The 13,312-nt window shown below is 47.1% G+C and carries 13 protein-coding genes; 7 read left to right on the forward strand and 6 right to left on the reverse strand.

The features are described from left to right. Window positions 1-37 precede the first annotated feature (37 nt). The gene (locus BLV62_RS09155) at window positions 38-841 is read right to left on the reverse strand and encodes a tryptophan-rich sensory protein (protein WP_089760912.1); all 804 of its coding nucleotides are present in this window, start codon (window positions 839-841) and stop codon (window positions 38-40) included. Window positions 842-979: 138 nt separating this feature from the next. On the opposite strand from BLV62_RS09155, the gene prfB reads away from it, so the two are divergent. From prfB to BLV62_RS09170, 3 genes are all read left to right on the forward strand, one after another. After that, a protein-coding gene (gene prfB / locus BLV62_RS09160; RefSeq protein ID WP_139170040.1) for a peptide chain release factor 2 occupies window positions 980-2,075 on the forward strand; the annotation gives its coding sequence in 2 pieces (ribosomal slippage) (window positions 980-1,039 and window positions 1,041-2,075; 1,095 coding nt in all). Window positions 2,076-2,210: 135 nt separating this feature from the next. Beyond that, entirely contained in the window at window positions 2,211-3,842 is a 1,632-nt protein-coding gene (pruA, locus tag BLV62_RS09165; protein WP_089760914.1) for an L-glutamate gamma-semialdehyde dehydrogenase, read from the forward strand. A gap of 83 nt (window positions 3,843-3,925) precedes the next feature. Next, on the forward strand, window positions 3,926-4,303 hold the full coding sequence (locus tag BLV62_RS09170; RefSeq protein WP_089760916.1) for a hypothetical protein: 378 nt from the start codon (window positions 3,926-3,928) through the stop codon (window positions 4,301-4,303). Between the two features lie 72 nt (window positions 4,304-4,375). On the opposite strand, the gene BLV62_RS09175 is transcribed toward BLV62_RS09170, so the two are convergent. Continuing rightward, on the reverse strand, window positions 4,376-4,867 hold the full coding sequence (locus BLV62_RS09175) for a peroxiredoxin (protein WP_089760918.1): 492 nt from the start codon (window positions 4,865-4,867) through the stop codon (window positions 4,376-4,378). A gap of 96 nt (window positions 4,868-4,963) precedes the next feature. Here BLV62_RS09175 and pyrR point away from each other — a divergent pair, with 96 nt between their 5' ends. Continuing rightward, window positions 4,964-5,494 carry a bifunctional pyr operon transcriptional regulator/uracil phosphoribosyltransferase PyrR gene (pyrR, locus tag BLV62_RS09180; RefSeq protein WP_089760920.1) on the forward strand — a complete coding sequence of 177 codons (531 nt, stop codon included), beginning with the start codon at window positions 4,964-4,966 and terminating at the stop codon, window positions 5,492-5,494. Between the two features lie 50 nt (window positions 5,495-5,544). After that, window positions 5,545-6,492 carry an aspartate carbamoyltransferase catalytic subunit gene (locus tag BLV62_RS09185; RefSeq protein WP_089760921.1) on the forward strand — a complete coding sequence of 316 codons (948 nt, stop codon included), beginning with the start codon at window positions 5,545-5,547 and terminating at the stop codon, window positions 6,490-6,492. Window positions 6,493-6,774: 282 nt separating this feature from the next. On the opposite strand, the gene BLV62_RS09195 is transcribed toward BLV62_RS09185, so the two are convergent. From BLV62_RS09195 to BLV62_RS09205, 3 genes are all read right to left on the reverse strand, one after another. Next, window positions 6,775-10,155: a SusC/RagA family TonB-linked outer membrane protein gene (locus BLV62_RS09195; protein ID WP_089760925.1), complete on the reverse strand. Its 3,381-nt coding sequence runs from the start codon at window positions 10,153-10,155 to the stop codon at window positions 6,775-6,777. Between the two features lie 17 nt (window positions 10,156-10,172). Continuing rightward, window positions 10,173-11,138 (reverse strand): FecR family protein, encoded by a 966-nt coding sequence (locus BLV62_RS09200; protein ID WP_089760927.1) that lies wholly within the window; start codon window positions 11,136-11,138, stop codon window positions 10,173-10,175. A gap of 69 nt (window positions 11,139-11,207) precedes the next feature. Beyond that, window positions 11,208-11,750: an RNA polymerase sigma-70 factor gene (locus BLV62_RS09205; protein ID WP_089760929.1), complete on the reverse strand. Its 543-nt coding sequence runs from the start codon at window positions 11,748-11,750 to the stop codon at window positions 11,208-11,210. Window positions 11,751-11,983: 233 nt separating this feature from the next. Here BLV62_RS09205 and BLV62_RS09210 point away from each other — a divergent pair, with 233 nt between their 5' ends. Then, window positions 11,984-12,502, forward strand: coding sequence for a carboxypeptidase-like regulatory domain-containing protein (locus BLV62_RS09210; RefSeq protein ID WP_089760931.1), 519 nt, complete (start codon window positions 11,984-11,986; stop codon window positions 12,500-12,502). Here the strand turns inward: BLV62_RS09210 and BLV62_RS28080 are convergent. Continuing rightward, on the reverse strand, window positions 12,486-12,698 hold the full coding sequence (locus BLV62_RS28080; protein WP_139170043.1) for a hypothetical protein: 213 nt from the start codon (window positions 12,696-12,698) through the stop codon (window positions 12,486-12,488). The genes BLV62_RS09210 and BLV62_RS28080 overlap by 17 nt on opposite strands. On the opposite strand from BLV62_RS28080, the gene BLV62_RS09215 reads away from it, so the two are divergent. Continuing rightward, on the forward strand, window positions 12,688-13,017 hold the full coding sequence (locus BLV62_RS09215) for a DMT family protein (RefSeq protein WP_089760933.1): 330 nt from the start codon (window positions 12,688-12,690) through the stop codon (window positions 13,015-13,017). The genes BLV62_RS28080 and BLV62_RS09215 overlap by 11 nt on opposite strands. The last annotated feature ends 295 nt before the right edge of the window (window positions 13,018-13,312 follow it).

The raw sequence follows: 13,312 nt of genomic DNA on the forward strand, positions 1-13,312 counted from the left end.
TAATATTAAAATGCGCCTCAAAAATAATCTTTTAGATTTATGATTTCTGCTTCCTGTAAAATTGCCAGGAAATTGTTATGGCAATCAGCCCAATGGCGATAATGCAGGCATGGATGATGGCATTTTCTTCCATCACATCAGCAACCTTCCTTTTCAGTATAATGCCATAAAAAGCCCAGACGCTAACAAGCGCATAAACGATATTGTTGCGCAGGAGGATCATCAGCATGCTCAGGAGGGTGCCAATGCCGATGAACGCCACAGTGGTGGCGACTTGGGTCTGATGATTGCCTTCCCAGCCGGCAAATACCAGCAGGGCAGAAATATTGGCCAGAGTGGCAATAGCGATCCAGCCGAGGTAAAGGCCAAAGGGGAGATATATAAAGAGCTTTTCCTGCAGGGAAGCAGGGACTATGTTGATCTTATAGTTGAGGTGAATGATCACCAGCGAGGTGGCAAGAATTAACATTAAAGCAACACTGACGGGAACCAGTTCGTAATGCCAGGTAAACAACCAGCAGGCGTTTGCAACACAGGAAACAAGGAACCAGTCCTTTATACCCGTCATTACTTTCTGCAGCTTTTCTTTCTCCTTGTTCGAAAACGCCAGCCACAACTGGTAAATAACAAACCCCAGCAATGCCAGGTAAATGATCCCCCAAATGGAAAAAGTGATGCCCGCAGGAGTGAATAACGAGGGGTATGAGTCTGAAACTTCCGATGTAGTTTTGCCGTTGATGGGCAGGAAAACCGCCAGGGCATTGACGCCTATCATTATTACATAACCTATAGCATTGAAAATAGATTTGTTTTTCAGCTGGAGGGTTTCATGGTTCGCCATAGCGGAGATACATTTGCTTTTATGCGGTTTGCGACATGGTTACTTAATGTCACAACACAAAAATTGTGCTAGAAGGGTTATTAAAACAAGTATATATATATTACCAGATATCTACATTTTTGCATACTTTTGCCGGCTATGACATCTGAGCAATTAAAAGCTATGAGGGACCGTCTTTTTGTCCTGGGAGGTTTTCTTTAACGTCCCTGACCGGTTATCCAAAATAGAAAACGACAAACAATTAAGCCTGTCTCCCGGTTTCTGGGATGATAATAGCAGGGCTACCGCCATTCTGAAAGAGATCAAAGTAAACAAATACTGGGTTGATCTCTACAACCAGGTAAATGCCGCGATAGACGATTGTGCCGTATTGAACGACTTTTTTAAAGAAGGCGAAGCCTCTGAAGAAGAAGTAGAACAAGCCTACAATGCTGCATTGGCCGCGTTAGACGACCTGGAATTCAAATCCACGCTGAATCAGCCTGAAGACGAAATGCCAGCAGTGCTTACTATTAACTCCGGCGCCGGAGGTACAGAAAGCCAGGATTGGGCAGAAATGCTGTTGCGCATGTACCGTATGTATGGCGAAAAACAGGGCTGGAAAGTTTCCGAGATCGATACGCAATACGGGGATGGCGCTGGCATCAAATCAGCGACCCTGGAATTTGACGGCGACTTTGCCTACGGCCACCTGAAGGCCGAAAGCGGGGTGCATCGCCTGGTGCGCATCTCGCCATTCGATTCCAACGCCCGTCGCCACACTTCGTTCGCATCCGTATATGTGTACCCGTTAGTAGACAATACTATCGAGATCGCTGTAAACCCGGCCGACCTGGAATGGGAATTCTACCGTTCCGGCGGAAAGGGCGGACAGAACGTAAACAAAGTGGAAACAGCGGTAAGGTTGAAGCACATTCCTTCCGGTATCATCGTGGAATGCCAGCAGGCCAGGACGCAGGGCGAGAACCGTGAGAAAGCATTGACCATGCTGAAATCCCAACTCTACGAAGAAGAGCTGAGAAAACGCGAAGAGCTGAAGAATGCAGCCAACGCCAGCAAACGTAAGATCGAATGGGGTTCCCAGATCAGGTCCTATGTTTTCCATCCGTACAAGATGATCAAAGACCACCGTACCGATTACGAGGTCGGTAACGTAGGTCCGGTAATGGATGGAGAGCTGAACGGGTTTATCAAAGCCTACCTGATGATGCAGAAGGAAGAGGACAATAATTAATAAGTATCGATTAATAATTAATAAGCCTGTAGAAGCGGTAAACCTTAATTTTGCAAGCGGAAACAAATTATGTGGTCGTTATCAGCCTGGTTGCTGCACAGGCAGCCAGGCTGGTAAATATAAATTAAGGTTACAATGAATACAGGATATTTCGAATACGCAGCGCCTGCTAATGAGCCTGTGTTATCTTACGCCCCGGGTTCCCCGGAACGAGCAGCATTAAAGAAACAATTAGCCGCTTTTAAAGCCGAAGTTGCAGATATCCCCATGTACATTGGCGGAAAAGAAGTGCGTACCGGCAAAACCGTGGATCTGCGCCCGCCCCATGAGATCAGCCACAAGTTAGGTCATTTCCATATGGGCGACGCTTCTCATGTAAAAGAAGCCATCGCTGCAGCATTGCAGGCCCGCGAAAAATGGGCGGCAATGGACTGGGAACAACGTGCCGGCATCTTCCTGCGTGCCGCCGAATTACTGGCATCCAAGTACCGCTATCATATCAATGCCGCCACCATGTTAGGGCAAAGCAAAAACCCTTACCAGGCGGAAATTGACAGTGCCTGCGAACTGATAGACTTCCTCCGTTTTAACGTACATTACCTTAGCCAGATCTACCGCCAGCAGCCAATCTCTTCTCCCGGTGTCCACAACCGCGTAGAATACCGCCCGCTGGAAGGTTTCGTACTGGCAGTTACTCCTTTCAACTTTACAGCTATTGCCGGCAACCTGCCTGCTTCAGCCGCCATGTGCGGAAACGTTGTGGTATGGAAACCCGCCAATACACAGGTTTTTGCCGCCCAGATCTTCATGAAAGTGATGATAGAAGCCGGTCTGCCTGCCGGGGTTATTAACCTGGTATACGCAGAAGGTCCGGTAGTAGGAGATGTTTGCTTTGCAGACCCTCACTTCGCCGGCATTCACTTCACCGGTTCTACCGGCGTATTCCAAACCATGTGGAAGACCATCGGTGAAAACATACATAAATACAAAACTTACCCACGCATAGTTGGCGAAACAGGCGGAAAGGATTTCGTACTGGTACACAAATCCGCAGATGTTGACATTGCCGCCATTGCGCTGGCCCGCGGAGCGTTCGAATACCAGGGACAAAAATGTTCTGCCGCTTCCCGCGCTTATTTACCAAGCAATCTTGCAGACCAGATAAAATCAAAACTGCTGACCGAGTTGAAAACCATGAAAATGGGAACAACAGAGGATTTCAGCAACTTCATCAACGCCGTGATCGACGAACGGTCTTTCGATAAGATCGCCAGGTACATCGATAATGCTAAGAAAGATCCTGCTGTAAAGATCCTTGCCGGCGGGAACTACGACAAATCAAAAGGTTATTTCATTGAACCTACGGTGATCGAAACTACCGATCCGAAGTATGTGACCATGTGTGAGGAGATCTTCGGGCCCGTGTTGACCATCCATGTGTATGATGCGGAGAAATTTGAAGAAACCATCCAGCTGGTCGACAGTACATCAGCGTATGCGTTAACCGGTTCCATCATTGCACAAGACCGTTATGCAATTGAACTCGCTACACAAAAACTGGTGAACAGCGCAGGTAACTTCTATATCAACGACAAGCCAACAGGCGCAGTTGTTGGTCAGCAACCTTTCGGCGGCGCCCGCGCTTCCGGAACCAACGATAAGGCCGGTTCTATGCTGAACCTGTACCGCTGGCTGAGTGCAAGAAGCATCAAAGAAACCTTTGTACCGGCTACCGATTACCGGTATCCGTTCCTGAACGAGGCTTAGTAAATGTTCATGATTTATACGAAGGCGGTGGAAGCAGATTCCATCGCCTTTTTTTGTAACTTGCAGTTCATTTTACAAGCGATATGGAGGAAGAAATCATAAAGACCTATTTCCAGGAAAGGCATAAGCAGCGGCGGGTAGCCGACCTGGAACAACGGCTGGAAAAAGGCGGCGTGGCGAGGCCTGAAGCTACTATCCTTGCTGTTAAAGCTTTCCAGGCATATTTTAAGAAGGAAATGCGGACCAAAGGACTGAAAGCAGGTATCTTCCTGGCCATAGGCTTGTTCTTCCTGGTGAGAGTAATCACTATTACCAACCAGGAGCAGGGCAGCAGCTTCATGCAGGTATCAGGATCATTGGCCCTGGTAGCATTTGCACTGGTAGAAGGACTGATCTGGGGTATGCAGTTGTTTGCATTAAAAGAAGAGATCTCTTCATTCAGGGATCTGAGGAAGGTATAAATTTCGTATAAGCTTTACTGTTATATAGGCATCACCCATTATAAACCCATAATGGGTGATGTAAAGATCCCGTTACTGTTGCATCTTTTTCAAGGCATCCAACGCTTCTGTCACATGTTTAGGCCCGTCTTTCATAGAATTGAAAGTATGTACCACCACCCCGTTCTTATCCACTATATAAGTTACCCGCCCGGGGATCACAAACGTTTTAGGAACCCCGAATAACTTTCTTACATCATTTTTTGTATCGCTTAACAAGGTAAAAGGCAGCTGGTGATGATCGGCAAATTTGCGATGAGAAGCTACATCATCGCCGCTGATGCCTATCACTTTCGCGCCGTATTTCTGGAAGTCCTGGTAGTTATCCCTGAAGGAGCAGGCTTCTTTGGTGCAAACGCTGGTTTCATCTTTTGGATAGAAGTAGATCACCAAAGGCTGTTTGCCTACTACGCTTTTCAGGTCGAACATTTTGCCGTCCTGGTCCGGTAACTGGAATTCAGGTACTTTATCACCCACCTTGATCTGCGCATCAGCATCGGGGCTCCAGAATTGTAAGAAAGCCATAATTGTTATGATTAGCTTGAATATTTTCATATGAAATGATTGTCAACACTAAAGTACGAAGAGAATCATTATTTTTGGCTTCTAAAACATTGTGTTTTGAAAACTATACTTAACGGCAAGCAAATGGCTATTACGATCGACAGGCTTTGTCATCAGTTGATAGAAAACCATTTACAGTTTGAAAATACGGTGCTGATAGGATTGCAGCCAAGGGGGATCTATTTATCCGGCAGGATGCACCAGACCCTTATGAAACTTTTACCCAATACGCACATTGATTACGGTAAACTGGATATCACCTTTTACCGGGACGACTTCAATCAAAGCAAGACATTGCATGTGCCCAGCGAAACAAGTATCGATTTTTCTATTGAGAATAAGAAGGTAGTGCTGATAGATGACGTGTTGTATACAGGACGTACCATCCGTTCGGCCCTGGATGCAATGCTGGATTTCGGGCGCCCGTCGTCAGTGGAACTGCTTACGCTGATCGACCGCCGGTTTAGCCGTCAGCTGCCTATCCAGCCTGATTATACAGGTCGTACTATCGATGCCCTTATCTCTCAAAAAGTAAGAGTGTTATGGCAAGAACGGGATGGTAAAGACGAAGTAGTATTGATTGATTAAAAGAATCAGAATTTCAGAATTCAGGTTTCATCCTTTATATTTGCACATTAATGTCACTTTCTGTAAAACACTTACTCGGAATTCGCGATCTGCAGCGTCAGGACATCGAGCTTATTTTTAAAACAGCCGACCAGTTTAAGGAGGTGTTACAACGACCTATTAAAAAGGTTCCTACGCTCAGAGATACCACCATCGTTAATTTATTTTTTGAAAATTCTACCCGTACCCGCATCTCTTTCGAATTAGCAGAAAAGAGGTTGGGCGCAGATACCATTAACTTTTCAGCCTCCGGCTCATCAGTATCCAAGGGTGAAACACTGATAGATACCGTTAACAACATCCTGTCCATGAAAGTGGATATGGTTGTAATGCGGCATTCCGCTACCGGGGCGCCTCACTTCCTCGCCAGGCATATCAATGTACCGATCCTTAATGCCGGCGACGGTATTAACGAGCATCCTACCCAGGCCTTGCTCGACTCATTTTCCATCAGGGAAAAGCTGGGTGGGGTAGAAGGAAAGAAAATAGCTATCTGCGGCGATGTCATGCACTCCAGGGTAGCGCTTTCCAACATTTACTGCCTGAAAAAACTGGGAGCAGAAGTAACCGTGGTAGGTCCGCCTACCCTGATACCAAAATACATGGCGGAAGCGCTGGGCGTAAACGTTACCTACAACCTCCGGGAAGCCCTGGAATGGTGTGATGTAGCCAATGTACTCCGTATCCAGCTGGAACGCCAGAACACCCCGCTGTTCTCATCATTAAGGGAATATTCGCTTGCCTACGGCATCAACAGGGAACTGCTGGATAGCCTGAACAAAGAGATCGTGATCATGCACCCGGGACCCATCAACAGGGGAGTGGAACTGAATTCAGACGCCGCAGATTCCAAACAATCCATCATTCTTAACCAGGTAGAAAACGGGGTAGCTATTCGTATGGCAGCACTTTACCTCCTGGCTGGTGAAAGAAAGAAAATGTTGGAAACAGAGAACTAGATAATTATATTTTGTTGTCATTTTTTTTAAAAAGAAGAATGTAATTATTTGATATTCAAATCGCTACCCGGAAATGTCCGATGTCGGAATTCCAGGGTAGCGATTTTTGGGGGTCACTACATTGACGCCCATAAAATTGTAAAGCGGGATGTTGCAAAAGGCTACCTGATCGCTAATAATCATGGTTTCGAAAATGGATGGACAAGAACAATCTATGGCAAGGTTGTCACAGGCGAATACGCGAACAGGATTATTTACCAAGGTGAATGATCCTTTTTTATTTTAGAAACTAACACCCAACCCCAATGTATAGGATCTGAAGAACGGGTAGAGGTTCCCGTTATACCCGCCGGCCTGCTCCGGGTCGAAATATTTGATCTTCATTTTAGTTGTTTCCCACAGATCCTGTCCTGAGAAATAGATCCTCAGGTGCTGTATAAATATCTTCTTCAGCAATGCTGCCGGCAAAGTATAGCCCAATTGCAGGTTTTTCAGCCTGATATAGGCCCCGTTCATGGTCCAGTGGTCAGATGGCAGGGTGTTATGGGTATCGTTCATGTAAAGCCTTGGAAAGAGGGCGTCAGGGTTCTGGGCAGTCCAGTAGTCCTGGTTAATATCCCAGGGTTGCTGCCAGGTACCGGTGAATGGTACTGCATATCTTGGATCAGGCATTACATTCCGCTGCGCCACTCCCTGGAAAAATACGCTGAAATCAAACCCTTTCCAGGAAAATCCCGCCTCCAGCCCGTATGCGATCTTCGGATCGGTAGTACCCAGGTATACAAGGTCGGCATCGTTGATCTGGTGATCGCCGTTGATGTCTACGTATTTCAGATCGCCAACCCCTGTTTTGCTGCTTTGGAAAGCATGCTGCTGCACTTCCTGCGCCGATTGGAAGTAGCCATCCGTGCGGTAACCGAACAACGAGGAGTAAGGATAGCCGGCGATGCCCTGGTTCCAGCCGGCCTGGGCTTTCACGCCATCGTTTTTCAATACCTTGTTCTGGCTGTTGAAGAGATTGGCGTTAACATACCAGTTAAACGTTCCTTTATCATGACGCCAGCCAACATTGAACTCCCAACCCCATGCTTTCATTTCGCCCTGGTGAAAAGCAATGGGCATGGCGCCCTCGGTAGATGCAGTCAGTTGGGGGATCTGCATGTTGGTATTTTTCCTGGTAAAATAATCTACAGAAATGCTTAGCTGCCCGCGGATCAAAGAAGCATCCCATCCCCAGTTGCTGGTAGTGATATCTTCCCATCCCTGCGGTTGCGGAACAGGATTCTTGTAAATAAAAGGCTGCAACCTTAAATAATTATGGAAACTGAATACCTGGTAACGCTCGTCATTCGGGATGCTGTTCCAGCTATTGACATTTCCCAGCCGGCCCCAGGACCAGCGCAGCTTGAAATCGTTAAAGACAGGCAGCGCCCTGTTGAACCAGGTTTCGTTGTTCAGCCGCCAGCCGGCGGAGAAGGTAGGGAAGACCTGCCATTCCGTTCCGCCTTTGAATGAGGTGCTGTATTGGGAAAGATGGGCGCCGATCAGGTTTGCTTCAACCAGGTACCTGTTATCGTAGTTGTAATTGATCTTGCCAAAAACGGAAGCAAGTGTGCCGCTGGTACCAAGCATCTGCGTATAGGCCGGCACGTTATAGAAGTAACTGCCGTCTATCTCTGCCTGGGTAACATCGTACGACGCATCGGTATATTGAGTGGTGTTAAAGGTTTCCTGCGTATAACCACCCAGAAGATGCAGGTTATGCAAACCGGATTTCATATCGTAATCCGCCAGCAGCTGGAGATTACCGCCTTTTGAAACCAGCTTGCTTTTCTGCAGCATGTTGGCCCCCTGCACATAATCGACCGGCCCGACGCGGTTCCATAATGGAATGGTATTCCTGCCGAGGTTATCGGTAAGCGTGTGATTTTGCGGGCTGTAAATCGCCCTTAAGGTCAGGCCTTTCAGCAGGCTGTCGGCCTTCAGGGTGAAAACAGCATCCACATAATTATTCTTCTCATCTCTTTTACCTCCATCTTTCAACACTGCATAAACGGGAGCGCTTCCGGCGGCATAATGATCAGTGCCGGGTACATATACCGGTACATTGCCGGGGCCCCGGTAAAGTCCTGCCAGCAAGCCATTGGGTCCTTCCACGGTTTGGGAGGGAGAGAAGGTCTGGGTATTGGCGTACGAAAGCCTGGATTCGAGGCTGAAATGTTTATTGAACCGGTTGTTCAGGTTAATGCGGGCGTTGATCCGGTGAGTCCTGTCGGGGCCGATAGCCAGTAATCCTTCCCGTCCGAAATAACCCAGGGAAGCGGAGAACTGGTGACTGGTATCGCCGCCTTTAAGAGAAATGTTATAGTTGTTGATACCTGTTTTGCTCTTGGTAATAGTGTTTAACTGGTCGAAATTATAATAGTATTTATAATAATCCGGGTGGTCGTAATCTATGGCGTAATGATTTCCCTTTTTCATCAGCTCGATCTCGGCATCCTGCCAAACCGCTTGCAGTCCGGCATTTTCGGCGGCCAGGTTCTCCATGGCAGCGGCAGTATATGAAGGAACGCGGTTAGGAATACGTATAGGCGTTTCAAACCCGCCCAACATATTGAAATCGACCCTGAGTTTGCCTGGTGTCCCTGTCCGGGTGGTTACCAGCACTACGCCGCCGGCTCCGCGGGCGCCGTAGATCGATGCGGCAGAAGCGTCTTTTAAGATGGAAACTGATTCAATATCGTCGGGATTCAGTACGGCCAGGGAGCCGGGAACGCCATCGACTATTACCGGGGTGCTGCTGCCGGCGCTTACTCCGCGTACCTGTACATTAAAGCCTTCCCTGCCTGGCTGCCCGTTGCTGCGGGTAACGATCAGCCCTGTAGCCGTACCCTGTAATGCAGCCATGACATTGGAAACCGGGCGGCTGCGCAACCTGACCCCATCTACCTGGGAAATGGAGCCGGTGATATTTGCTTTTTTCTGGAGGCCATAACCCAGTACCACCAACTCGTTCAGGCGAAGCAGGTCGGGTTGCAGTTGCACCTGGATGTTCCGGCGCTCGTTAACAGGGATTTCCCTTGTTTCAAACCCGATGAGGGAGATCTGCAGAACTGCCTGTCCGCTGGCCACAGAGAGTTTGAATGTTCCCCGTTCGCCGGAGGCGGTGCCGTTGGAAGTACCTTTCTCCCTGATGGAAACGCCGTTCAATGGCTCGTTTCCGTCGGTGATCGTACCGGTAACGGTCCATTTCTTATTATCGGCATCCATTGATGTGGTGGGAGTGGGCGCAGTTGCTATGGCGTTGAGGGGGATCACGATGATCTGGCCATCTTTTATTTCGACCCGGTATTTATTGTCCGGAAATATTCTGGGCAATACTTCCTGTAGGGTAGCATTTTTGACGTGTAAGGTAATGCCACGGCGGTTTTCCAGTTCATCAGACGAGATGGCGAAGGTATAATGTGTTTGCCGTTCTATTTCCCTGATAACGTTTTTGATGCTGGCGTTATTGACGTGGAGGGTAATGTGGCGGGTATTGGCAGCAGGATTCTGTGCCGCTAATGGGTTAGCGGCAAATACCAGGATAATAACTAAAAGGAGAAGGAACACGTAACCAGACCTGGCATTGGAAAAACGCGCCTGTAGCATAAAATGCTGCATATTCAGACTGGCGCGTATTAATAGATTTCTACCAGGTCATTGGTTTTAGTGATGTTAATTCGTAATGTTTTGCGCATAATATCCAGTACTTCATCCAATGAAAGATCAGGGAAGGTAGCCAATAGTTTTTTATCAGCAAGCTGTGGGTTGCTGATTTTCACCTGCACATGATAGAAATCGGCCAGGGAAGCGGCTACTTCTGATAAAGGAGTTTCATCGAAGATGAGCGTCCTGGTTTTCCAGGCCAGGATATTATTGCGTTTGCTGTATGTTTTAGTGTCAATATCGTGTTGCTGGCTGTTCAGGGAAGCTTCCATACCTGGGGTAAGGATCACTTTTTTGCCTGTAGCTTTATAGGTAGCGCTTACTTTACCGGATTCCACGAATACTTTAACGTCGTGATTGGATGATTTCACGTTGAAAGACGTACCCAGTACCTGGATGGCTACTTCCGGTGTGTTGACGATGAAAGGAACATTATCCTGTTTGGTAACGTCGAAGAAGGCTTCTCCCTTATCGATCTTGATAGTCCGGCTATTCTTGCCGAATTCGCGGGCGTAACGTACACGGGTATTTGAATTCAGGTACAGCATGGAGCCATCGGAGAGGCGGATGCTGTCCCGTTGTTGATTGGTAGCGAATGTTTGGTAGCCGCCTGGTCCGAAGAATGTCCAGGTGCCGGCAGCGAGCAGTAATACGGCAGCTGCGGCCCACCAGTAGCGGCGTTTCATTTGAACAACCGGGGTGGGTTTGGCAGCTGGGGCAACCAGTTGCTGATCGAGCTGTTCCCACTGGCCATGTACATCATAGGTAGAAGACGCGGCGGGCAGGGGATCACCTTGCCACATCGCCTTCATATCCAGGAAAATATCCAGGTTGGCGTTATCCTGTTCAATCCAGTCATTGAGTTCAGCTTTGAGCTGCTCATTTTCCGGATCTTCCAGGTACCGAACTACAATGTCTATGTCTGTTGATTTATTCATGGCGTCTTATTAGTAATACAACCGGAGAAAGGGATACCATTAGTCTGTTTTAAAAAAAAATTTCCTGGGTCAGGATTTATTGATCAGATCAATGCGTAATCGTTTCAGGGCGGTTGTCAGATGTGCGTAAACGGTATTAATGGATATATTGAGTTGGGTAGCGATTTCTGTAGGAGTGAGTCCATTACCCCGGCTCATTTCAAAAACGCGGCGACATTGTTCCGGGAGTTTTTCCAGGGCCAGGTGATACTGGGCTTCCAGTTCTTTCCGTTCAAGAAGGGCTGTACTGTCGCTCACCGGTGTAGCCAGGTGCATTTGTTCTTTCGTATAGGTTTCTTTGCGTTGTTCTTTTTTTATCCTGTTCAAACAGGTATTTACAGTAGCCCTGGCGAGATAGTGATTAATAGGAGCTCTATCGTCCAGGTTTTCCGCACCTTTCCACAAGTTGAGGAAAACATCTTGCACCATATCATTCGCTTCGTCCGTATCCTGTACATACTTCACCGCTATATTATACATAGAGGGAGCATACTGTTTAAAAACAGCCTCAAATACATCTTTGTTTCTACTCCTGATGCCTTTTACAATTTCATCATTACTCAATTGCAACATTGCTTATTCGTTTGTATTTGTTCCGTGGTGCGAAGATAATTTTTAAAATACGAATTGGTATTCCTGATTTTTTTCACTTTAACATTTCTTTGACTAATGGTAAACCAATTATCGGATGTATTCTAAGTATAAGCCACCAACGAAAAGGCATTTTAACAAAAACCATGCTGATTCGTAAGAGGGTCGGCGACGGGAACCATTAAATTTTTCTTAACCATACAAAATTGAAAGCCATGAAAAAATCAATTGTAGGAACACTTGCTTTAGCAGCGATGGTAATTGGATTTTCCGCATTTAAGAGCGCAGATGCCAAAGTTTCAACAGTAGCTGCAGATTCAGCAGCAGCTTACGTTGCAGATACTGCGGCAATGGTAGCAGATACCGCCGCCATGGTAGATACCGCCGCAATTATTGACACTGCAGCAATTAAAGGCGCAGACACCGCCGCCGTTAACCTCACCCTGGCGCAGGATTCATTGAAAAATGACACTGCCGCTGCAGTTGCAGAAGCCGGAACTATCACCGGTAAAATCGTACCTGCCGATGGCGCATCAGAAGTAGAAGCTGTCAACGGCGATGAAAAACTGAAAGGTGCGGTATCTAATGGTGCGTTCACCATCCCAGCCGCTAAATCAGGCAATTATACTGTTACCATATTAGGTAAAAGCCCATACAAAAACGCTGTGATCAAAGATGTTAAAGTAGAAGAAGGAAAAGCTACTGATCTGGGCGAAATTAAACTGGAGCAATAGTATTGTTGCACTTGCCATAAGCAATAGCAATAAAAAACGTAATAGCAACCAACAACACAAAATCATCCACATGGAACCCCATTTGGTTTGATGCAGGGAGGCCAAGCACGGCTTCCCTTTTTTGTTGCCATTTCTTTTTCTTCCACCATCTTCCCCTATCTTTATCGCCTAAAGAGCCAATTTGAATGCGTACCATTATTTTACTGTTTATTTCGAACACCTTTATGACCTTCGCCTGGTATGGACATCTGAAACACCAGGATACCGCCCTTTGGAAAGTGATCCTCATCAGCTGGGGTATCGCTTTTTTTGAATATTGTTTTATGGTACCCGCTAACCGGTTCGGCGCACAGGAAGGATTTTCGGGCTTCCAGTTAAAAACCATCCAGGAAGTGATCACACTCACCGTGTTCAGTATCTTCGCTGTTACCTTTCTCAAAGAGCCGTTGCGATGGAATTATCTCGTCTCTTTTCTTTTCCTTATTGGTGCGGTGTATTTCATGTTCAAAAAATAGCTGTTTCACGCAGAGAGGCGGAGGGGGGCAAAGAAGCAGAGGGATTTTTGATGGAGGAGGGAGATATAGTTGCACGCAGAGCCGCAGAAGAAGCAAAGAGGCAAAGGATTTTGATGATATTGAGTGTAGTTGCACGCAGAGAGGCGGAGGGGGCAAAGAAGCAGAGGGATTTTTGATGGAGGAGGGAGATATAGTTGCACGCAGAGCCGCAGAAGAAGCAAAGAGGCAAAGGATTTTGATGATATTGAGTGTAGTTGCACGCAGAGAGGCGGAGGGGACAAAGAAGCAGAGGGAT

This window comes from Chitinophaga terrae (ex Kim and Jung 2007) (genome assembly GCF_900107795.1).
GTDB classification, from domain to species: domain Bacteria; phylum Bacteroidota; class Bacteroidia; order Chitinophagales; family Chitinophagaceae; genus Chitinophaga; species Chitinophaga terrae.